This is a genomic window from Streptomyces sp. NPDC091387, assembly GCF_044756945.1.
In the GTDB taxonomy this organism is placed as follows: Bacteria; Actinomycetota; Actinomycetes; order Streptomycetales; family Streptomycetaceae; genus Streptomyces.
In genome coordinates, this window is record NZ_JBIVTZ010000008.1 from 82,610 (window position 1) to 102,994 (window position 20,385).

At 71.5% G+C, this 20,385-nt stretch carries 14 protein-coding genes and 1 pseudogene; 9 read left to right on the plus strand and 6 right to left on the minus strand.

Translation table 11 applies throughout. The features are described from left to right. Positions 1–157: 157 nt before the first annotated feature. The 4 genes from ACIQM0_RS17805 to ACIQM0_RS17820 all read left to right on the plus strand — a co-directional run bounded on the left by ACIQM0_RS17805 (position 158) and on the right by ACIQM0_RS17820 (position 5,974). Positions 158–1,318 (plus strand): CaiB/BaiF CoA transferase family protein, encoded by a 1,161-nt coding sequence (locus ACIQM0_RS17805; protein ID WP_401287397.1) that lies wholly within the window; start codon positions 158–160, stop codon positions 1,316–1,318. Then, positions 1,318–2,460 carry an acyl-CoA dehydrogenase family protein gene (locus ACIQM0_RS17810; protein ID WP_401287400.1) on the plus strand — a complete coding sequence of 381 codons (1,143 nt, stop codon included), beginning with the start codon at positions 1,318–1,320 and terminating at the stop codon, positions 2,458–2,460. The genes ACIQM0_RS17805 and ACIQM0_RS17810 overlap by 1 nt, the downstream gene beginning before the upstream one ends. Positions 2,461–2,548: 88 nt before the next feature. Further along, positions 2,549–3,763 carry an acetyl-CoA C-acetyltransferase gene (locus ACIQM0_RS17815; RefSeq protein ID WP_363028916.1) on the plus strand — a complete coding sequence of 405 codons (1,215 nt, stop codon included), beginning with the start codon at positions 2,549–2,551 and terminating at the stop codon, positions 3,761–3,763. Between the two features lie 39 nt (positions 3,764–3,802). After that, positions 3,803–5,974 (plus strand): 3-hydroxyacyl-CoA dehydrogenase NAD-binding domain-containing protein, encoded by a 2,172-nt coding sequence (locus ACIQM0_RS17820; protein WP_401287403.1) that lies wholly within the window; start codon positions 3,803–3,805, stop codon positions 5,972–5,974. Between the two features lie 22 nt (positions 5,975–5,996). Here the strand turns inward: ACIQM0_RS17820 and ACIQM0_RS17825 are convergent, their stop codons facing one another. Next, positions 5,997–6,728, minus strand: coding sequence for a MerR family transcriptional regulator (locus ACIQM0_RS17825; RefSeq protein ID WP_401287406.1), 732 nt, complete (start codon positions 6,726–6,728; stop codon positions 5,997–5,999). Between the two features lie 264 nt (positions 6,729–6,992). Between ACIQM0_RS17825 and ACIQM0_RS17830 the strand changes: the two are divergent. Beyond that, positions 6,993–7,470: pseudogene (locus ACIQM0_RS17830) on the plus strand (macro domain-containing protein). A gap of 117 nt (positions 7,471–7,587) precedes the next feature. Then, on the plus strand, positions 7,588–8,220 hold the full coding sequence (locus ACIQM0_RS17835; protein ID WP_401287409.1) for a TetR/AcrR family transcriptional regulator: 633 nt from the start codon (positions 7,588–7,590) through the stop codon (positions 8,218–8,220). On the opposite strand, the gene ACIQM0_RS17840 is transcribed toward ACIQM0_RS17835, so the two are convergent. Beyond that, positions 8,217–9,167 (minus strand): oxygenase MpaB family protein, encoded by a 951-nt coding sequence (locus ACIQM0_RS17840; protein ID WP_363028906.1) that lies wholly within the window; start codon positions 9,165–9,167, stop codon positions 8,217–8,219. The two genes, ACIQM0_RS17835 and ACIQM0_RS17840, sit on opposite strands and share 4 nt — an antisense overlap. A 241-nt stretch (positions 9,168–9,408) precedes the next feature. Further along, positions 9,409–10,452 (minus strand): LacI family DNA-binding transcriptional regulator, encoded by a 1,044-nt coding sequence (locus ACIQM0_RS17845; protein WP_401287412.1) that lies wholly within the window; start codon positions 10,450–10,452, stop codon positions 9,409–9,411. A 235-nt stretch (positions 10,453–10,687) separates the two neighbouring features. On the opposite strand from ACIQM0_RS17845, the gene ACIQM0_RS17850 reads away from it, so the two are divergent. Both ACIQM0_RS17850 and ACIQM0_RS17855 read left to right on the plus strand, forming a co-directional pair. After that, positions 10,688–12,004, plus strand: coding sequence for a M14 family metallocarboxypeptidase (locus ACIQM0_RS17850; protein WP_401287415.1), 1,317 nt, complete (start codon positions 10,688–10,690; stop codon positions 12,002–12,004). Between the two features lie 74 nt (positions 12,005–12,078). After that, positions 12,079–13,821, plus strand: coding sequence for a BCCT family transporter (locus tag ACIQM0_RS17855; RefSeq protein ID WP_401287418.1), 1,743 nt, complete (start codon positions 12,079–12,081; stop codon positions 13,819–13,821). A gap of 110 nt (positions 13,822–13,931) precedes the next feature. Here ACIQM0_RS17855 and ACIQM0_RS17860 read toward each other — a convergent pair whose 3' ends face one another. After that, positions 13,932–14,855, minus strand: a complete 924-nt coding sequence (locus tag ACIQM0_RS17860) for an FAD-dependent oxidoreductase (RefSeq protein ID WP_401287421.1) — start codon at positions 14,853–14,855, stop codon at positions 13,932–13,934. 222 nt (positions 14,856–15,077) lie between these two features. Between ACIQM0_RS17860 and ACIQM0_RS17865 the strand changes: the two genes are divergently transcribed. Further along, positions 15,078–16,715 (plus strand): ABC-F family ATP-binding cassette domain-containing protein, encoded by a 1,638-nt coding sequence (locus tag ACIQM0_RS17865; protein WP_401287424.1) that lies wholly within the window; start codon positions 15,078–15,080, stop codon positions 16,713–16,715. Positions 16,716–16,860: 145 nt separating this feature from the next. Here ACIQM0_RS17865 and ACIQM0_RS17870 read toward each other — a convergent pair whose 3' ends face one another. Both ACIQM0_RS17870 and ACIQM0_RS17875 read right to left on the minus strand, forming a co-directional pair. Continuing rightward, entirely contained in the window at positions 16,861–19,338 is a 2,478-nt protein-coding gene (locus ACIQM0_RS17870) for a Tex family protein (protein ID WP_401287427.1), read from the minus strand. Between the two features lie 155 nt (positions 19,339–19,493). Further along, positions 19,494–20,351, minus strand: coding sequence for a hypothetical protein (locus ACIQM0_RS17875; RefSeq protein ID WP_401287430.1), 858 nt, complete (start codon positions 20,349–20,351; stop codon positions 19,494–19,496). Positions 20,352–20,385: the final 34 nt, after the last annotated feature.

Genomic DNA, 20,385 nt, shown 5'->3' on the forward strand with positions numbered 1-20,385 from the left:
GGAGGCGGACGTGGCGGTGTGCGCCCGGGAGGACTTCGTGGGGGAGGATCGGCGGGAAAAGAACTAAGCGCTTGCTCGCCCAAGGGGTTGTGCGGAGCGCGGTACGTTCTTAGCATCGTCGGTGTTACATCGGTTGTGTCATACCGCTGGGGGCTCGATGGCAACAGCAGGGAACGGTGCGAACGGCTCGCGGGGCCCGCTCGCCGGGGTACGGGTGGTCGAACTGGCGGGCATCGGCCCCGGCCCGTTCGCCGCGATGCTCCTGGCCGATCTGGGCGCCGACGTGGTGCGGGTCGACCGGCCAGGCGGCGCCGGGCTCGGCATCGATCCGGCCCACGACCTCACCAACCGCAACAAACGTTCCGTCCTCGTCGACCTCAAGGCCGAGGACGGCCCGGCCACGGTCCTGGAGCTGGCGGAGCGCGCCGACATCCTGATCGAGGGGTACCGGCCGGGCGTCGCCGAACGCCTGGGGGTCGGCCCCGACGCCTGCCTGGAACGTAACCCGCTCCTCGTCTACGGGCGGATGACCGGCTGGGGGCAGGACGGGCCGCTCGCCGCACGGGCCGGGCACGACATCGCCTACATCGCCCTCACCGGCACCCTCTCCATGATCGGGAAGCCGGGCGAGCCGCCCACCGTCCCGGCCAACCTGCTCGGCGACTACGCGGGCGGCTCGCTCTACCTCGTCGTCGGTGTCCTCGCCGCCCTCCAGCACGCCCGTACGCCCGGCGGTTCCGGCCAGGTCGTGGACGCGGCGATCGTCGACGGCGCCGCCCATCTCGCCATGATGATCCACGGGATGCTGGCGGCCGGCGGCTGGCAGGACCGGCGCGGCTCCAACCTGCTGGACGGCGGCTGCCCGTTCTACGGCTCGTACGAGACCGCGGACGGCGAGTACATGGCGGTCGGCCCGCTGGAGCAGCGGTTCTACGCCGAGTTCACCGAGCTCCTCGGCATCGGCGAAACGGCCCCCGACCGGGGCGACATCTCCCGCTGGGACGAACTGCGCGCGGTCGTCGCCGCCCGGTTCCGCACCCGCACCCGCGCCGAGTGGACCGAGGTCTTCACCGGCTCGGACGCCTGTGTGGCACCCGTCCTCTCGCTCCGCGAGGCCCCGCACCACCCGCACCTTGCCGCCCGCGGCACCTTCGTCGAACACGGCGGACTCACCCAGCCCGCGCCCGCACCCCGGTTCTCGGCCACGCCCTCCTCGGTGCACAGCGGCCCGGCGCGGCCGGGCGCGGACACCGACGCCGTCGCCGCCGACTGGGACGTACCGGGCCTGCGGACCACCCGGAAGGACACCACCGACTGATGCAGCGGCCGATCTTCACCGAAGAGCACGACGCGTTCCGCGGGGCCGTCCGCACCTTCCTGTCCAAGGAGGTCCTCCCGCACTACGAGCAGTGGGAGAAGGACGGCATCGTCTCGCGCGAGGCCTGGCTCGCGGCCGGTCGGCAGGGGCTCCTCGGCCTCGCGGTGCCCGAGGAGTACGGGGGCGGCGGCAACGCCGACTTCCGCTACAGCGCCGTCCTCGCCGAGGAGTTCACCCGGGCGGGCGCCGCGGGGCTCGCGCTCGGCCTGCACAACGACATCATCGGCCCCTACCTCACCGGTCTCGGCACCGACGAGCAGAAGCGGCGCTGGCTGCCCGGCTTCTGCAGCGGCGAGATCATCACCGCCATCGCGATGACCGAACCCGGCGCCGGTTCCGACCTCCAGGGCATCCGCACCACGGCCGAGGACAAGGGCGACCACTGGCTGGTCAACGGCTCCAAGACGTTCATCTCCAACGGCATCCTCGCCGACCTGGTCGTCGTCGTGGCGAAGACCACCCCGGACGGCGGTGCGAAGGGACTCTCCCTCATCGTCGTCGAGCGGGGTGCGCAGGGCTTCGAACGCGGCCGCAACCTCGACAAGATCGGCCAGAAGTCCCAGGACACCGCCGAACTGTTCTTCAACGACGTCCGGGTGCCCAAGGAGAACCTCCTCGGTGAGCTCGACGGCGCCTTCATCCACCTGATGACCAACCTCGCCCAGGAACGCATGGGCATAGCCGTCGCCGGGATCGCCGCCGCCGAGCACCTGCTGGAGATCACCACCGCGTACGTCAAGGAGCGCGAGGCCTTCGGGCGGCCGCTCTCCAAGCTCCAGCACATCCGCTTCGAGATCGCGGAGATGGCCACCGAGTGCGCCGTCACCCGCGCCTTCCTCGACCGGTGCATCGTCGACCACTCGGAGGGGACGCTCGACGCCGTGCACGCCTCGATGGCCAAGTGGTGGGCCACCGAACTGCAGAAGCGCGTCGCCGACCGCTGCCTCCAACTGCACGGCGGTTATGGCTACATGACGGAATACCGGGTGGCCAAGGCGTTCACCGACGGCCGCATCCAGACCATCTACGGCGGTACGACCGAGATCATGAAGGAGATCATCGGCCGCTCCCTGCTCGCCTGACCCGAGCCCGGCCACCACCTCTTCCTGTGCCACGTCCCTCGCTCCGCCACACCCCCTGTTGCGCCACCACCCTCGAAAGGCAGCTGTCTTGAGTACCGAAGCGTTCGTCTACGACGCGATCCGCACCCCGCGCGGCCGCGGCAAGGCCAATGGGGCCCTGCACGGCACCAAGCCGATCGATCTCGTCGTCGGCCTGATCCACGAGATCCGCGGCCGGTTCCCGGACCTGGACCCGGCGGCCATCGACGACATCGTCCTCGGCGTGGTCAGCCCGCTCGGAGACCAGGGCTCCGACATCGCGCGCATCGCCGCCATCGCGGCCGGCCTCCCGGACACCGTCGCGGGTGTCCAGGAGAACCGCTTCTGTGCCTCGGGCCTGGAAGCCGTCAACCTGGCGGCCGCCAAGGTCCGTTCGGGGTGGGAGGACCTCATCCTCGCGGGCGGCGTCGAGTCGATGTCCCGGGTGCCGATGGGCTCGGACGGCGGCGCCTGGGCGATGGACCCGATGACCAACTACGAGACGGGCTTCGCCCCGCAGGGCATCGGCGCCGACCTCATCGCGACGATCGAGGGCTTCTCGCGCCGTGACGTCGACGAGTTCGCCGCGCTGTCGCAGGAGCGGGCCGCGGAGGCGTGGAAGGACAACCGCTTCGCGCGCTCCGTCGTCCCCGTGAAGGACCGCAACGGCCTCGTCGTCCTCGACCACGACGAGCACATGCGGCCCGGCACCACGGCCGACTCCCTCGCCGCGCTCAAGCCGTCGTTCGCGGCGATCGGCGAGATGGGCGGCTTCGACGCGGTGGCCCTGCAGAAGTACCACTGGGTGGAGAAGATCGACCATGTCCACCACGCCGGCAACTCCTCCGGCATCGTCGACGGCGCGGCCCTGGTCGCGATCGGCTCGAAGGAGATCGGGGAGCGGTACGGCCTCACGCCGCGCGCCCGGATCGTCTCCGCGGCCGTCTCCGGCTCCGAGCCCACCATCATGCTCACCGGCCCCGCGCCCGCCACCCGCAAGGCGCTCGCCAAGGCCGGGCTCACCATCGACGACATCGACCTCGTCGAGATCAACGAGGCCTTCGCCGGCGTCGTCCTGCGCTTCGCCAGGGACATGGCTCTGCCGCTGGACAAGATCAATGTCAACGGCGGCGCCATCGCGCTCGGCCACCCCCTCGGCGCCACCGGCGCGATGATCCTCGGCACGCTCATCGACGAACTGGAGCGCCGGGACAAGCGCTACGGCCTCGCCACCCTCTGCGTCGGCGGCGGCATGGGTGTCGCCACCGTCATCGAGCGTCTCTGACCGTCCCCCGGCCACCCCTGCCTACGGAGAAGAAGAGCAATGACCGAGAGCACGACCATCCGCTGGGAACAGGACGGGACCGGCGTCGTCACCCTCGTACTCGACGACCCCAACCAGTCCGCCAACACGATGAACCAGGCCTTCAAGGACTCCATCGAGGCCGTCGCGGAGCGCGCGGAGGCCGAGAAGGACTCCATCCGCGGCATCATCTACACCTCCGCCAAGAAGACCTTCTTCGCGGGCGGCGACCTCAAGGACATGATCAGGGTCGGCCCCGAGAACGCCCAGGCCGCCTTCGACACCGGCACCGCGATCAAACGCTCGCTGCGCCGCATCGAGACCCTCGGCAAGCCCGTCGTCGCCGCCATCAACGGAGCCGCCCTCGGCGGCGGTTACGAGATCGCCCTCGCCTCCCACCACCGCGTCGCCCTCGACGCTCCCGGATCCCGGATCGGCCTGCCCGAGGTCACCCTCGGCCTGCTGCCCGCGGGCGGCGGCGTCACCCGCACCGTACGCCTCATGGGCATCGCGGACGCGCTGCTGAAGGTGCTGCTCCAGGGCACCCAGTACACCCCGCGGCGCGCCCTGGAGAACGGTCTGGTCCACGAAGTCGCCGCCACCCGTGAGGAGATGCTCGACCGGGCACGCGCCTTCATCGACGCCAACCCCGAGTCGCGGCAGCCCTGGGACGTCAAGGGCTACCGGATCCCCGGCGGCACCCCGTCGAACCCCAAGTTCGCCGCCAACCTGCCCGCCTTCCCGGCCAACCTGAAGAAGCAGCTCGCCGGGGCCCCCATGCCCGCGCCGCGCAACATCCTGGCCGCCGCGGTCGAGGGCTCACAGGTCGACTTCGAGACCGCGCTCACCATCGAGGCCCGCTACTTCACCGAGCTGGTCACCGGCCAGGTCTCGAAGAACATGATCCAGGCGTTCTTCTTCGACCTCCAGGCCGTCAACTCCGGCGCCAGCCGTCCCAAGGGCATCGAGGAGCGCCAGGTCCGTAAGGTCGCCGTCCTCGGCGCCGGGATGATGGGCGCGGGCATCGCCTACTCCTGCGCCCGCGCCGGTATCGAGGTCGTCCTCAAGGACATCTCGACGGAGGCCGCCGCCAAGGGCAAGGCGTACAGCGAGAAGCTGCTCGACAAGGCGCTCTCCCGGGGACGTACGACCGAGGCGAAGCGCGACGAGCTCCTCGCCCTCATCACCCCGACCGGCGACCCGGCCGACCTCGCCGGCTGCGACGCCGTCATCGAGGCCGTCTTCGAGGACACCGCGCTCAAGCACAAGGTGTTCCAGGAGGTCCAGGACGTCATCGAGCCCGACGCCCTGCTCTGCTCCAACACCTCCACCCTGCCCATCACGGCCCTGGCCGAAGGGGTCTCGCGCCCGGCCGACTTCATCGGGCTGCACTTCTTCTCACCCGTCGACAAGATGCCGCTCGTCGAGATCATCAAGGGCGAGAAGACCGGTGACGAGGCCCTGGCCCGCGCCTTCGACCTGGTCCGCCGGATCAAGAAGACGCCGATCGTCGTCAACGACTCGCGTGGCTTCTTCACCTCACGCGTCATCGGCCAGTTCATCAACGAGGGCGTCGCGATGGTCGGCGAGGGCGTCGAGCCCGCCTCTGTCGAGCAGGCCGCCGCCCAGGCCGGATACCCGGCCAAGGTGCTCTCCCTGATGGACGAACTGACGCTCACCCTGCCCCGCAGGATCCGCGACGAGACCAGGCGGGCCGTCGAGGCGGCGGGCGGCACCTGGGCCGGCCACCCGTCGGACTCGGTCATCGACCGGATGGTCGACGAGTTCGGACGCCCGGGACGCAGCGGCGGCGCCGGCTTCTACGACTACGACGAGAACGGCAGGCGCACCCGCCTCTGGCCCGGTCTGCGCGAGCACTTCACCCAGCCGCGGACGGACATCTCCTTCACCGACATGCAGGAGCGGATGCTCTTCTCCGAGGCCCTGGACAGCGTCCGCTGCCTGGAGGAGAACGTACTGATCACCGTCGCCGACGCCAACATCGGCTCCATCATGGGCATCGGCTTCCCGCCGTGGACCGGCGGCGTGCTCCAGTACATCAACGGGTACGAGGGCGGCCTCCCCGGCTTCGTGGCCCGCGCCCGGGAACTCGCCGAGCGCTACGGCGACCGCTTCCTGCCGCCCGCGCTGCTCGTCGCGAAGGCGGAGCGGGGCGAGACCTTCCACGACTGACGCCGGGCGCTGCGGGCCGTACTCACTCAGCGGTGAACGCGGCCCGCAGCTCCTCCTTCAGCGACCGCTGGAAGGCGGTCACCAGCGCCTGGAGCACCATCGGCTGCATGTGCGCCGACAGCGACTTCATCGCCCTGACGTGCTCCGGATCCAACTCCCGCTCCCGGTACGGGCTCCACACCTCGTCCCGGAACAGCCGGGTCAGCTGCTGGGCGGCCGAGCGGGTGTGCTCCAGCAGGACCGTCCGGGCGGCCAGGATCGTCTGGTGCGCGATCGGCACGTCGAGCAGTTCCACACCGAGCCGCAGCAGCCCCGGATCCACCCGGTAGGGGGCCCCGCCCGGATCGGCCCGTTCCAGCACACCCATCGCGGCCAGCCGGTCGAGGTCCTGCTCGGTCAGCGCCCGCCCCGCGCGGCGTTCCAGCTCCGCCCGGGTCGCGTCCTCCGCCGAGTCCGGCGCCCAGGTCGCCACCAGCGCCCGGTGGATCGCCAGGTCCTGGGCGCTCAGATCGGGCGGCAATTGCTCCAGATAGCGTTCGATCGCGGCGAGCGTCATGCCCTGGTGCTGGAGCTCCTCGATGAGCGCGAGCCGGGAGAGGTGGTCGTGCCCGTAGTGCCCCACCCGGCGCGGCCCGATCACCGGCGGCGGCAGCAGCCCCCGCGTGCTGTAGAAACGCACCGTGCGCACGGTCACCCCGGCACGCGCCGCCAGTTCGTCGACGGTGAGCGTCGGCTCCTCGGTCCCGGTCGCCATATCTGCTCCTCGTGTCCGACCCCGCGGGTGAACTGCCGGGCGTGTGCGTCCATCAGGTTCAACAGTATTGCTGTCTCACCACTGTTGTGAAAGTGTCCGGCGGCAGCGAAGCGCACTCCACCCCCAGGCGGCGGTCCGCACGGTCCGGCCGACGTGACGGAAGTCGGCCGTGACCACGCCCCTGCGACTCCCCGCGGACGCCGATCAGCTCACCCTCCCCGCGCCGAGGCACCGGTTGTCAGTGTCCGCTCGTACGCTGGCGCCGTGACGGAGATCGTTTACGTAAAGGGGGACGCCACCGCCCCGCAGGGCAAGGGCGTGAAGCTGATCGCCCATGTCTGCAACGACCTGGGCGGCTGGGGCAAGGGCTTCGTCCTCGCCGTATCGCGCCGCTGGCCCGAGCCGGAGGCCCGGTACCGCGCCTGGCACCGCGAACGGGCCGCCGACGACTTCGGCCTCGGCGCCGTTCAGTTCGTCCGGGTGAGCCCGTACATCTGGGTGGCGAACATGGTGGGACAGCGGGGGATGCGCACCGGCAGCAAGGGGGGTGCCGGTGCGCTACGGGGCGATCGACACGGCCCTGGGCGCGGTGGCCGTCCGGGCGGCCGAGCTGGGGGCCTCTGTGCACATGCCGCGCATCGGCTGCGGACTGGCCGACGGCACCTGGTCACGGATCGAACCCCTGCTGGAACAGAGACTGTTGAGCCAGGGGATCGGCGTCACGGTGTACGACCACGACTGACCGCTGCCGCCGCCGCCCCGTGTCCTCGTCCCCGCGCGGATACAGAGAGACGAGCAGTGGCTCTCTGTTCCGGCGCCGCTATGGTGGACCGGAACCGGCGGAGAGCGGGGAGGGCCCATGGCCGCACGGAGTACGGACGAAACACGGCTGGTCCGGGCGCTCGGCGAGACACCGCCCTCCGACGCGCTGACCGAACAGATCCTCGACGCCGCTCGTGAGCAGTTCATGACCTTCGGGCTGCGCCGCTCCACCGTCGACGACGTCGCCAAGCGGGCCGGGGTCTCGCGCGTGACCGTGTACCGGCGGATCGGCAACAAGGACGGCCTGGTGTCGGCCTGCCTGCTGCGGGAGTACCGGCGCTTCGTCGTCGAGGTCGACGAGGCGGTCGCCGCGCTGCCCACCACCGAGGACCGGATCGTCGAAGGGTTCGTGGCCGTCCTCGGCCACATCCGCGAACACCCGCTGGTCGGCGGCCTGCTGAGGCTGGAGCCGGAGATCATGCTCCCGTTCCTCACGGTGGAGAGCGGGCCGGCCCTCGTCGCCATGCGCGGTTACGTCGCCGGCCGGCTGCGCGAGGCCCGGCGTGCGGAGGGGAGGCCCGAGGCCGACGCGACACCCGTCGCCGAGCTGATGGTGCGCATCACGGTCTCCTTCCTCCTCAACCCGGTGAGCTGCTTCGAGCTCGACGACGACGAGCAGCTGCGGGCGTTCGCCCGCAGCTACCTGGTACCGCTGATCGCCGTCGGCTAGGCGGGACGTTCGAAGACTTCCGGGGTGCGCCGATCCGCGCGCCCGTCGCGCGGCGTCCCCGAAGGCGCGGGGTGGCGCTCGTCGGGCAGCGGCTCCACGGGCCGGCTGCCCGCCCAGTGCGGCCCCAGATCGTCGAGCCGCCAGCCGAACGGATAGGAACGCGGCTGCGGGCGTGAGGGCAGCCACCGGGGCCGGGCTGGGAGCAGGCGTACACACCGCGCGCGGGCCCGCAGCGTTCCCGCGGCGGCCGACCTGGCCCAGCGGGGCTGCGCCCTGAACCCCAGCGCCCGCAGCAGCGGCTCGTCCAGCAGCGCGAGCGAGAACCGTGCGATCACCGGACGCAGCGGGCGCGGGTACCAGCTCGCCATAATCCGGAACGTGGCGTTGGCGACCCGCCGGTTCGCCGGGTCGTACGCGAACATCCGCTCCTCGTAGGAGTCCAGTAACCGCTCGAACCCCTCATAGGTGTCGGGCGCGCCCTCGATGTCCATCATCGCGGCCATCTTCCGGCCCACCTCGGTCAGCGCCTCGGTCTCCACCGGGCACAGGGGCCGCCAGCCGAACCGGTCGATCCAGCGCTTCGGCCCGACGACCGTGGTCGCCAGGACGTACAGGAAGTCCTCGTTGGGTATCCGGTACTTGCCGTGGATGCGGTTGAGATGGCGGGCCGCCGCGCGCCCGCGCTCCGAGTCGAAGCCGTCGGCGGCCATCTCGTACCCGATCAGCACCGTGTCGTCGTAGCGCTTCTGGCCGGACCGTTCGAACTCCTGCGTGCGGTCGAGGAGTACGGAGATGCGGGGCACCCCGTAGTCGCGGAGGAACGCGACGCTCACACCCTGTCGGTAGTCCCAGGGGAACTCGTACTGCGAGATCAGCCGGAGTATCTCGGCGCAGTCTCGGACGGGATCCATGCGGCGGATCTCGCGAAGGCGGCTGTAGCGGCCCATGGTGCGCCCTCCTGTCGGGCGGTGCGTGCGGTGCCTCCGGTCCAACTCCCTTGCACCGGAGGAGATCTGACGGATACTGCGATCAGAGAGTCAATGTTACAAATACTATCGACTTGTTTCATGGGTCGCGTCAACACCACCGGCACGGATCAGGGCGTCGCTCATGACGCCGTGGCGGTGTGCGGTGTGCGGTGTGCGGTGTGCGGGGTGGGAGGTGGCCGGCCGTGTGCCGGCGCGTGCGTCAGGCCGACGCGCGGCGGACGAGCTCCGTAGGCGTGATCACCGAATCCGGTTCGGTGGCACCGTCGTTCAGCCGCTCCATGAGGATCCGGACCATCAAACGGCCCATCCCCACGACGTCCTGACGGACCGTCGTCAGCGGTGGGTCGGTCGCCTCGGACACCGACTCCATGTCGTCGAAGCCGACCAGCGCCACGTCCTGCGGTACCCGGCGGCCGTGTTCGCGCAGCACCCGCAGGGCGCCCGAGGCCATCAGGTCGTTGGCGGCGAAGACCGCGTCCAGGTCCGGCCGCCTCTCCAGCAGCCCGGCCATGGCGCGGGCGCCGCCCTCCGCGGTGAAGTCGCCGTCCGCCACCAGCGTGGGATCGCCGTCGGGCAGCACGTCGAAGTAGCCGTCGAGGCGGTCGAGCGCCGAGGTCTGGTCGCGCGGGCCCGCGATGTGCGCGATGCGCCGGCGGCCGAGCGAGACCAGATGGCGTACGGCCTCGCGGGCACCGCCGCGGTTGTCGCAGTCGACGTAGGGGACCGCGAGCTCGGAGGCGGCGCCCGCCCGTCCGGGACGCCCGCCGTAGACCGTCGGTACCCGGAACCGGCGGATGACCGCGGACAGTTCGTCGTCCGTGTGCATCGAGAAGGCCAGTACACCGTCCACATGGCCACCGGCCAGATAGCGGGTGACCCGCTCGAAATCGCCGCTTCCCTCCACCAGGAGCAGCACCAACTGCGCGTCGTAGGTGATGAGTTCACGGCTTATGCCGCGGATGTGCTGGGAGAAGAAGGGGTCGGAGAAGATCCGGATCTCGGGCTCGTCGATGATCACGGCGACGGCTCCGTTGCGCCGGGTCACCAGCGTCCTGGCGGCGTGGTTCGGTATGTAGCCGAGCTCATCGACCGCCTTGCGCACCTGCTCCACGAGCGGCTGCCGTACCCCGGCGCCGCCGTTGACCACCCGGGAGGCCGTTGCCCGGGAGACCCCGGCGCGGGCTGCCACGGCTTCCAGTGTGGGGCGTGCGTCGTGAGGGGCATCGGGGGTCGGACGGGGCAAGGGACGCTCCTCGGAGGCGCGGGAGGGGGCCGGAGACGGCCGGGGCCCGGCCGAACAGCACGAACCTTGCCAGCCTAGGGCCTTTCGCCGAGCGGTGACCGGGGGACCTGTCGCGCGGGCGCCGGCCACGGTACCTTCCGCCCATGCCGACACGTGCGCGGGGCGCCCGCTCGACGTACAGACCGCCCGTCCCGGCCCCCGCAGGTCGTCCGCGCGGCACGGGAGCCGTCGGCCGATGACGCGCCGCGCACCGGACGGCCGGGAGCGGCGGGCGGCCCGCCGCCGGGTCCGCGACCTCGCGCAGGCGGCCCTCGCCGCGGTGCTGGCCGGCGTGCTGCTCACGGGATCCGCGCAGGCCGCGCGGACACCGCCGCGCACCGGGTTCGAAGCCACCGGCGGGGCGCGCTGGACCGGCCCGGCCGAGGAACGCTCCCTGCTCGCGGCCGTCGGCCGGCGCAGCGGCTCCGTGGAGCGGATCGGCACGACGAAGCAGGGGCGCCCGCTGCGGCTCGTCCGGATCGGCAGCCGGCGTCCGGACGCCCTCACCGTGCTCCTCGTGTGCAGTCAGCACGGCGACGAACCCGCCGCCCGCGAGGCCTGCCTCACGGTGATCCGTGACCTCGGGTACTCCCAGGACCGGGCGACCCGGGACTTCCTCTCCCGTACCGAGATCCTCGTCATTCCCACCGCCAACCCCGACGGCCGCGCCGCCGGGACGCGGGGCAACTCCGACGACGTGGACATCAACCGCGACCACATCGCGCTGCGGACCGCAGAGGGCCGTGCCGTCGCGGCAGTCCTCCGGGACGACCGGCCCGATGTGGTCTACGACCTGCACGAGTACGGCGCGACCCCGCCGTACTACGACAAGGACCTGGCCGTCCTGTGGCCCCGCAATCCCAACGTCCGAGGCCGGGTGCACGAGGAGTCGGAGCTCCTGGCCGAACAGCACGTCCGCCCGGCCGCCCGCGACGCCGGACACGACAGCGGGCTCTACGGCATCTGGACCGACCCGGTCACCGGCCGGCCGGTGAAGCAGACCGCGGGCGACGGACAGGAGCGCATCCTGCGCAACGCGGCGGGCGTCAAGAATGCCGTGGCCCTGCTCGTCGAGTCCCGCGTGGACGCGCTCACCGACGCCGAGCGGGCCGACCCCGCACTCAACAACCGCCGCCGGGTGCACTCCCAACGCGCCGCGCTCAACGGTCTGTTCTCCTACGTCGAGGAGCGGCGCGGCGAGATCGGCGCCGCCACCGCCCGCTCCCGGGCGGCCGGGTTCACGGAGCGGGGCCCGGTCCGGTTCGGCGGGGCCGACAACGTGGCGGCGGGACCCGGCGAGATCCTCGCGCACCCGCCGTGCGGTTACCGGCTCACGACGGCCCAGTTCGCCCGGGTCGGGGACGAACTCGCCCTGCACGGCGTCACCTCCCGGCCCGACGGTGACGGCGTGTACGTAGCGCTGGCCCAGCCCGCACGGAGACTGATTCCGCTCCTTCTGGACAGGCGTGCGACATATCACCTCGTAATCGGTCAATCCGATACCGCTTGTTGATCCCGGAAGATGTGCGCCGCGTGTGGTACTGCCTACGGAGAGCGAAACTCCAGCTTCTGTGAAAGGTGCCATTCGTGTCGCAGGACGATCAGAGAACGGGCGGCAGGGGGGATCTGCCGGTGACGGCGGATCTGCCCGGCGACCCGACCCAGAACCGGCGCCCCACGACCGACCGGGTGGTGTTCGGCGTCACCGCCGTTCTGACCCTCGCCTTCGTGGTCTGGGGGGCCACCGCCACCGACTCGTTGGAGAACGTCTCCAGCGACTCACTCAACTGGCTCATGCACAACGGTGGTTGGGCCTTCATGCTGGCCGCCTCCGGATTCGTGGTCTTCGCGCTCTGGCTCGCCGTCAGCCGTTACGGCAAGATCTGCCTCGGCCAGGAGGGCGAGGAGCCGGAGTTCCGGACCGTCTCCTGGGTCGCGATGATGTTCAGCGCCGGTATGGGTATCGGCCTGATGTTCTACGGAGTCAGCGAGCCCCTGGCGCACTTCGTCCATCCACCGCCCGGCACCAACCCCGCCGACGCCGCCGATGCGATGCAGACGGCGATGGCCACCACCCTCTTCCACTGGACGCTCCACCCCTGGGCCATCTACGCGGTGGTCGGTCTCGCCATCGCGTACAGCACCTTCCGGCGCCGCAGGCGACAGACGATCAGCGCCGTCTTCGAACCGCTCATCGGCGCCCGGCACGCCCACGGCGGCGTCGGCCGGCTGATCGACATCCTCGCCATCTTCGCCACGCTCTTCGGCTCGGCCGCCTCGCTGGGGCTGGGAGCCCTCCAGATCGGCAGCGGTTTCCACGAGCTGAACTGGATGGAGAAGACCAGCACCGGGTTGCTCGTCCTGATCATCGCCGTACTGACCGTGGCTTTCGTCGCCTCGGCGATCTCCGGCGTGGAGAAGGGCATCCAGTGGCTGTCCAACATCAATATGGTGCTCGCCCTGATCCTCGCCGTCTTCGTGTTCATCGCGGGCCCCACCATCATCGTGCTCGACCTGCTGCCCACCTCGATCGCCGCCTACATCGGTAATCTGGCCCAGCTCGCCGGCCGCACCGAGGCCACCGGCAAGGGAGAGGTCGCCGACTGGCTCAGCAGCTGGACCGTCTTCTACTGGGCCTGGTGGATCTCCTGGACGCCCTTCGTCGGCATGTTCATCGCCAGGATCAGCCGCGGCCGGACGATCCGTCAGTTCATCGGCGGGGTCATCCTGGTGCCCAGCACGGTCAGCCTGATCTGGTTCGCGATCTTCGGCGGTACCGCCATCAAGCTCCAGGAGGCCGGGAAGCTGAACGGCGCCGACACCCAGGAGGCCCAGCTCTTCGGCGTACTGCAGCAGTTTCCCATCCCCACGGTGATGAGCCTGCTGGTGATGATCCTGGTCGGCATCTTCTTCGTGTCGGGCGCGGACGCCGCCTCCATCGTGATGGGCACCCTGTCCCAGAAGGGCATCCTCGAACCGGCCAAGTGGGTCGTCGTCTTCTGGGGTGTCACCACCGGAGCGGTGGGGGCGATCATGCTGCTGATCGGGAACGGCAAGGGCGATGCGCTGGCCGGCCTGCAGAACCTGACCATTCTGGTGGCCGCGCCCTTCACGATCGTCATGATCGGCATGTGCGTGGCCCTGGTGCGGGACCTGCGCGAGGACCCGCTCATCGTGCGCCGCGAGTTCGGGGTGGAAGCGGTCGAGTCCGCGGTCATCGAGGGCCACGCGAAGTACGACGGTGACTTCGAGATCCGGATCGGTCCCGGCGACAGCCGGATCACCACCGAACGAGGGGACGAGCCCGGCGGTTCGAGCCCGGCCGACTGAGGGCCCACCGCATCCGGGCGGGGCCCGCGGGGGCTGACCGATGACCGCCGGCGCGTCCGAGGGGCGATGTGTCCGCTCGATGTACCCCGCCCTGCCCGGCCCGCGGCGGTTCAGCCCACCAGCCGGGCCGCCGCCTCCGCGCAGCCCAGGGCCACGGTCACCCCCGCGCCCCCGTGTCCGTAGTTGTGCACCAGGCGCCCGCCGCCGGGCAGCGGCTCGGCCTCGATGCGGACCCCCGCGTCCCGGGCCGGCCGCAGCCCCACCCGGTGCCCGATGATCCGCGCGCGGGCGATCTCCGGCCGGACCCGGGCACACCGCGCCACGATCTCCTCGGCCGCGCGGGGATCGGGCACGGTGCTCCAGTCGTCCGTCCCGGCGGTGCCGCCCAGCACCAGCCGGCCCGGCTGCGGGAAGAAGTACGTCGTCGCGCTCGACGCCGGATCCGCCTCGGTGAACCACTCGTCGATCCCCGGGTTCTCCACCATGACCAGCTGACCGCGGACCGGGCGCATCCCGGTGTCCGGGACCAGCTCGCGGGCACCGAGACCGGTGCAGTTGACCACCGTCGCCGCCTCGGCGGCCGCCTCGTCGAACGAGGTGACCGTACGCCGCTCGACCGAACCCCCGGCCGCCCTGACCTGTTCCTCCAGCCAGTCCAGATGGACCGGCATGTCGATCAGTGGCAGCCGGCACCGCAGTCCCTCCGCGCTCTCCACCACATCCTTCAGCTTCCCCGCCCACGCCCCGAGCGCCGCGAGCCGCTCGCCCCGGTGCAGGCCGCTGACCAGCCGTACCCCGGTCTCCTGCGGACGGGCGGCCAGTTCCTCGTACCAGCGCAGCGAAGCCAGCGACCAGTCGGCGACCCGGTCCTGCGGCTCGATCCGGTACGGCCACCACAGGGCGCCCGCCACCGCCGACGTCGTGGTCGCCGCGGGCTGCCGGGACCAGACCCGCACCCGGTGGCCGTGCCCGGCCAGCACCACCGCCGTGGTGAGGCCGCTGACCCCACCGCCCACCACGATCACTTCCGACACCGCCGCACCGCCGCTCGTCTCTGTTCGGACCCCGCTCACACCCGGACGCCAGGGCCTCGCGCCCGGCCCGGTCCACTCGATCCAGGGGAAGGACCCTAGCGGAGGTGCACGGAGAGGGCGATGCCCCGGGGCGACCCGGTACGCGTGACGGCGGGGGAGCGTGCCGGTCACGGCCGGGGCCCGCGCCGGGAGCCCCGGCCGCCGATTAGGATCGACACCCTGATGACTGCCACCCTCGTCGCCAAGGACCTCGCCGCCGGACACGGCGACCGCACTCTCTTCGCCGAACTCGACCTCGTGGTCGCTCCCGGTGACGTGATCGGTCTCGTCGGAGTGAACGGTGCCGGAAAATCGTCGCTCCTGCGGCTGCTCGCCGGACTCGACCAGCCGGAGGAGGGCGAGCTGCGGCTCTCCCCGCCCACCGCCACCGTCGGCCATCTGCCGCAGGAACCGGAGCGGCGCCCCGAGGAGACCGTACGGGAGTTCCTGGCCCGCCGGACGGGCGTCGCCGAGGCCCAGGCGACGATGGACACCGCCACCCAGGCCCTCGTCGACGGGACGCCCGGCTCCGACGACGCCTACTCCGAGTCCCTGGAGCGCTGGCTCGCCCTCGGCGGCGCCGACCTGGACGAGCGGGCCGAGGAGGTCGCCGCCGACCTCGGCCTGACCGTCGGTCTCGACCTGCCGATGACCACGCTCTCCGGAGGCCAGGCGGCCCGTGTCGGCCTCGCCTCGCTGCTGCTCTCCCGCTACGACGTCTTCCTGCTCGACGAACCCACCAACGACCTCGACCTCGACGGCCTGGAGCGGCTGGAGCGGTACGTCGCCGGGCTGCGCGCCGGCACCGTCGTCATCAGCCACGACCGCGAGTTCCTGATGCGCACGGTCACCAAGGTCCTCGAACTCGACCTCGCCCAGCAGCAGATCAACCTCTACGGCGGTGGCTACGCGGCGTACCTGGAGGAGCGCGAGCGGGCCCGCAGGCACGCCCGTGAGGAGTTCGAGGAGTTCGCCGACAAGCGCTCCGCGCTCGAAGGCCGCGCCCTGATGCAGCGCTCCTGGATGGACAAGGGCGTCAGGAACGCGCGCCGCAAGGCCGGCGACTCCGACAAGATGGCCCGCAAGTTCCGGAGCGAGTCCAGCGAGAAGCAGGCCGCGAAGGCCCGCCAGACCCAGCGCATGATCGAGCGCCTCGATGTCGTGGACGAGCCGCGCAAGGAGTGGGAGCTGCGGATGGAGATCGCCTCCGCCCCCCGTTCCGGCTCCGTCGTGGCAACTCTGCGCGAGGCACAGGTCGTGCTCGGGGACTTCGTGTTCGGCCCGGTCTCGCTCCAGATCGACTGGGCGGACCGGATCGCCATCACCGGTGCCAACGGCGCGGGGAAGTCGACCCTGCTCGCCGCTCTGCTCGGCCGCCTTCCGCTGGACTCGGGGCACGCGAGCCTTGGCTCGGGTGTGGTGGTGGGTGAGGTGGACCAGGCGCGGAAGCTGTTCCACGGCACGGAATCCCTGCTGGAGGCGTTCTGCGCGGCCGTTCCCGACACGGAGCCGGCCGAGGTCCGCACCCTCCTCGCCAAATTCGGCCTGCGCGCCGACCATGTGATGCGCCCCGCGACCACGCTCTCCCCGGGCGAACGGACCCGGTCGGCGCTCGCCCTGCTCCAGGGCCGCGGCGTCAACCTCCTCGTCCTGGACGAGCCCACGAACCATCTGGACCTGCCGGCGATCGAGCAGCTGGAATCGGCGCTCGACTCGTACACGGGGACACTGCTGCTGGTCACGCACGACCGCCGGATGCTGGAAGCGGTCCGTACGACGCGCCGCGTCGAGGTGGCGGCCGGAGGGCTCACGGAGATCTGACCGACGGCCTCGCGCACGTCCCCGCTCCTCCGGCGTTCGAGGAGCGGGGCTCCGGGGCGGTGTTCCTGACACGGGAAGGGGCGGGGCGGGGAGAAGGCCCGCCGCGGGCGGACCCCTCACCACCCCGCCCCGAAGCGGGCTTCCGCTACCGCTTCCTGCCGCCCTGCTTCGGATCCAGCAGGCCCGCCCGCCGAAGCGCGTCCGCCATCGCCCCGTTGGCCGGAGTCGCGGCCGGCGCCTGACGCGCGCCACCGCCGCCGTTGCCGGCGCCGCCACCGCGCCGGTCCCGCCCCTGGCCGCTTTGGCCGCTCTGGCTGTTCTGGCCGCCCTGGCCGCCACGCGGCCCCGCACCGCCCTGCCCCTGTCGCTGCCGGGGCGGACGCCCGCCCCGCTCGCCGCCCGCTCCGCCGGACCCGGACCCCGCTCCGGCCGCCGGGCCCGCGTTCGCCCCCGCCTCGTCGTCCAGCCGCAGGGTCAACGAGATCCGCTTCCGCGGGATGTCGATCTCCATGACCTTGACCTTGACGATGTCACCCGGCTTCACGACATCACGGGGGTCCTTCACGAACGTCCTCGACATCGCCGACACATGGACCAGACCGTCCTGGTGCACCCCGATGTCCACGAACGCGCCGAACGCCGCGACATTCGTCACGACCCCCTCCAGCACCATCCCGGACTCCAGATCGCCGAGCTTCTCGACGCCCTCCTTGAAGGTGGCCGTCTTGAACGCCGGGCGCGGGTCGCGCCCCGGCTTCTCCAGCTCCTTGATGATGTCGGTGACGGTCGGCAGCCCGAACTTCTCGTCCACGAAGTCGTCCGCCCGCAGGGTCCGCAGCACTCCGGTGTTGCCGACCAGGGAGGCGACGTCACCGCCCGTCCGCTTCACCATCGCCCGGACCACGGGGTACGCCTCCGGGTGCACGCTGGACGCGTCCAGCGGGTCGTCACCCCGGATCCGCAGGAAGCCCGCGCACTGTTCGTACGCCTTCGGGCCGAGCCTGGCCACGTCCTTGAGCCCCTTGCGGGAGCGGAACGGGCCATGGGTGTCGCGGTGCGCGACGATGTTCTCCGCGAGCCCGGAGCCGATGCCGGAGACCCGTGAAAGCAGCGGCGCCGACGCGGTGTTGACGTCGACCCCGACGCCGTTCACACAGTCCTCGACGACCGCGTCCAGCGAACGCGACAGTTTCACCTCGGACAGGTCGTGCTGGTACTGCCCGACGCCGATCGACTTCGGGTCGATCTTCACCAGCTCCGCGAGGGGGTCCTGGAGACGGCGCGCGATCGAGACGGCGCCGCGCAACGAGACGTCCATGTCCGGGAGTTCCTGCGAGGCGAAGGCGGACGCCGAGTACACGGAGGCGCCGGCCTCCGAGACCATCACCTTGGTGAGCTTCAACTCCGGGTGCTTGTCGCACAGTTCACCGGCGAGCTTGTCCGTCTCGCGCGACGCCGTGCCGTTGCCGATCGCGATCAGATCGACATCGTGCGCCTTCGCCAGCTGCTCCAGTTTCGCCAGCGACTGGTCCCACTTGTTGGCCGGGACGTGCGGGTGGATGACATCGGTCGCGACGACCTTGCCGGTCGCGTCGACGACGGCGACCTTCACTCCGGTACGGAACCCCGGGTCGAGCCCCAGCGTGGCCCGCGTCCCGGCCGGTGCGGCGAGCAGCAGATCGCGCAGGTTCGACGCGAAGACGCGTACCGCCTCGTCCTCCGCCGCCGTGCGCAGCCGCAGCCGCAGGTCGATGCCGAGGTGGACCAGGAGCCTGGTGCGCCAGGCCCAGCGCACGGTGTCGGCCAGCCACTTGTCCCCGGGACGCCCGCGGTCGTTCACCCCGAAGCGCCGGGCGACCATGTTCTCGTACGAGGAGGGGCCGGGCTCCCCGGACGGCTCCTCCGGTTCCAGGACGAGGTCGAGGACGTCCTCCTTCTCGCCCCGGAGCATCGCGAGCACCCGGTGCGAGGGCAGCGCGGTGAACGGCTCGGTGAAGGCGAAGTAGTCCGCGAACTTGGCGCCCGCCTCCTCCTTGCCCTCCCGCACCTTCGCCACCAGCCGGCCCCGCGTCCACATGCGCTCACGCAGCTCGCCGGTCAGGTCGGCGTCCTCCGAGAACCGCTCGGTGAGGATGGCGCGGGCCCCCTCCAGGGCCGCCGCCGGGTCCGCGACGCCCTTGTCCGCGTCGACGAAGGCCGACGCCGCGACGAGCGGATCGACCGACGGGTCGTCCAGCAGGCCGGAGGCGAGCGGTTCGAGCCCGGCCTCCCGGGCGATCTGCGCCTTGGTCCGCCGCTTCGGCTTGAACGGCAGATAGATGTCCTCAAGGCGCGCCTTCGTGTCGGCGGCCCGGATCCGCGCCTCCAGCGCGCTGTCGAGCTTGCCCTGCTCCCGCACGGATTCGAGGATCGCCGCACGGCGGTCCTCCAGCTCCCGCAGATACCGCAACCGCTCCTCGAGCGTGCGCAGCTGCGCATCGTCGAGCATCTCGGTCGCTTCCTTGCGGTAGCGCGCGATGAACGGCACGGTCGATCCGCCGTCGAGCAGCTCGACGGCCGCCTTCACCTGTCGCTCGCGTACGCCGAGCTCCTCGGCGATCCTGCCTTCGATGGACGTCGTCACGGTTTTACCGACTCGCCTTCTCGTACTGGCTGTGCTGGTCGGGCCCCGGGGTCCGTGGTTCGGACGGCCCTGGGCCACTCGCCTGCATTCTGCCGGGTGGCCGGGCGCCGTGTCGCCCGACCGCCCCATGTACCGGCTGTCGTCCGCCCGGCGGGTCAGCCGTTCAGATCCGCCGGAAACGCGCCGGCCGCCAGCGCCGTGCCGAGGAACCCGCGTCCCAGCTCGGTCAGACGTGCCACGCCCGGACCGCCGAGGTGCTCGTACGGCGCCAGGTCCATCCGGTCCGTGGCCTCCTCCAGGCCCGCCCGCAGCGCGACGCCTTCCTCCGTCAACTCGCCCTCGGCGGTGAGCAGTCCGCGGTCGCGCAGCCGCGCGGAGGCGTCGTCCCAGTCGCCGCCCCGCCACCCGCGGGTGGCCAGGACCCAGCGCGGCGGCATGCCCTTGCCGGTGGCGGTGTGGCTGACCAGGGCCTCGACCGGGTCGAGACCGGCCGCGAGGAGGGCGGCGAGATGGGCGTCACCGCGGTGCTCGCGCAGCAGTGTCGCGGCGTGCCAGTACGCCAGGTGCGGCTGCTCCGGAACCGGGAGATCGGCGTGCGCCGCGTACAGCGGCCGGGCGTGTCGCGTGCAGCCCGCGACGGCGCGCAGCGCCAGCCGCGCGGCCTCGGCCAGCTCGGGAGAGGCGATGGTCTCCTCGCCGAGGAGCCGGCGCAGCGTCGAGTCGACGGCCCGCAGCCGCGCCGCCAGTACGGCCTCGGGCGAGGCGATGTCCCAGACGGCGGGCACGTGCGCGGCCACGAGGTCGTGGTTGAAGTTGTAGAAGGTGGCGGTGACCGTACCGGGGCCGACGGCCCCGAGAGCGGCCGCGCGCGAGGCGAAGTACGCGGCGGACGCATCCTTGATCCCGATCCCGCCGAGCTCCTTCCCGAGGTCCGGGGAGAAGTAGAGCGCGGAGTGCAGAGGGTTGAGGGCGTTGTGGCAGCGGCGTCCGGCACGGGGCGGCAGAGTACTCATGCCTGCACGTTACCGACTGGTCGGTACGGACCGG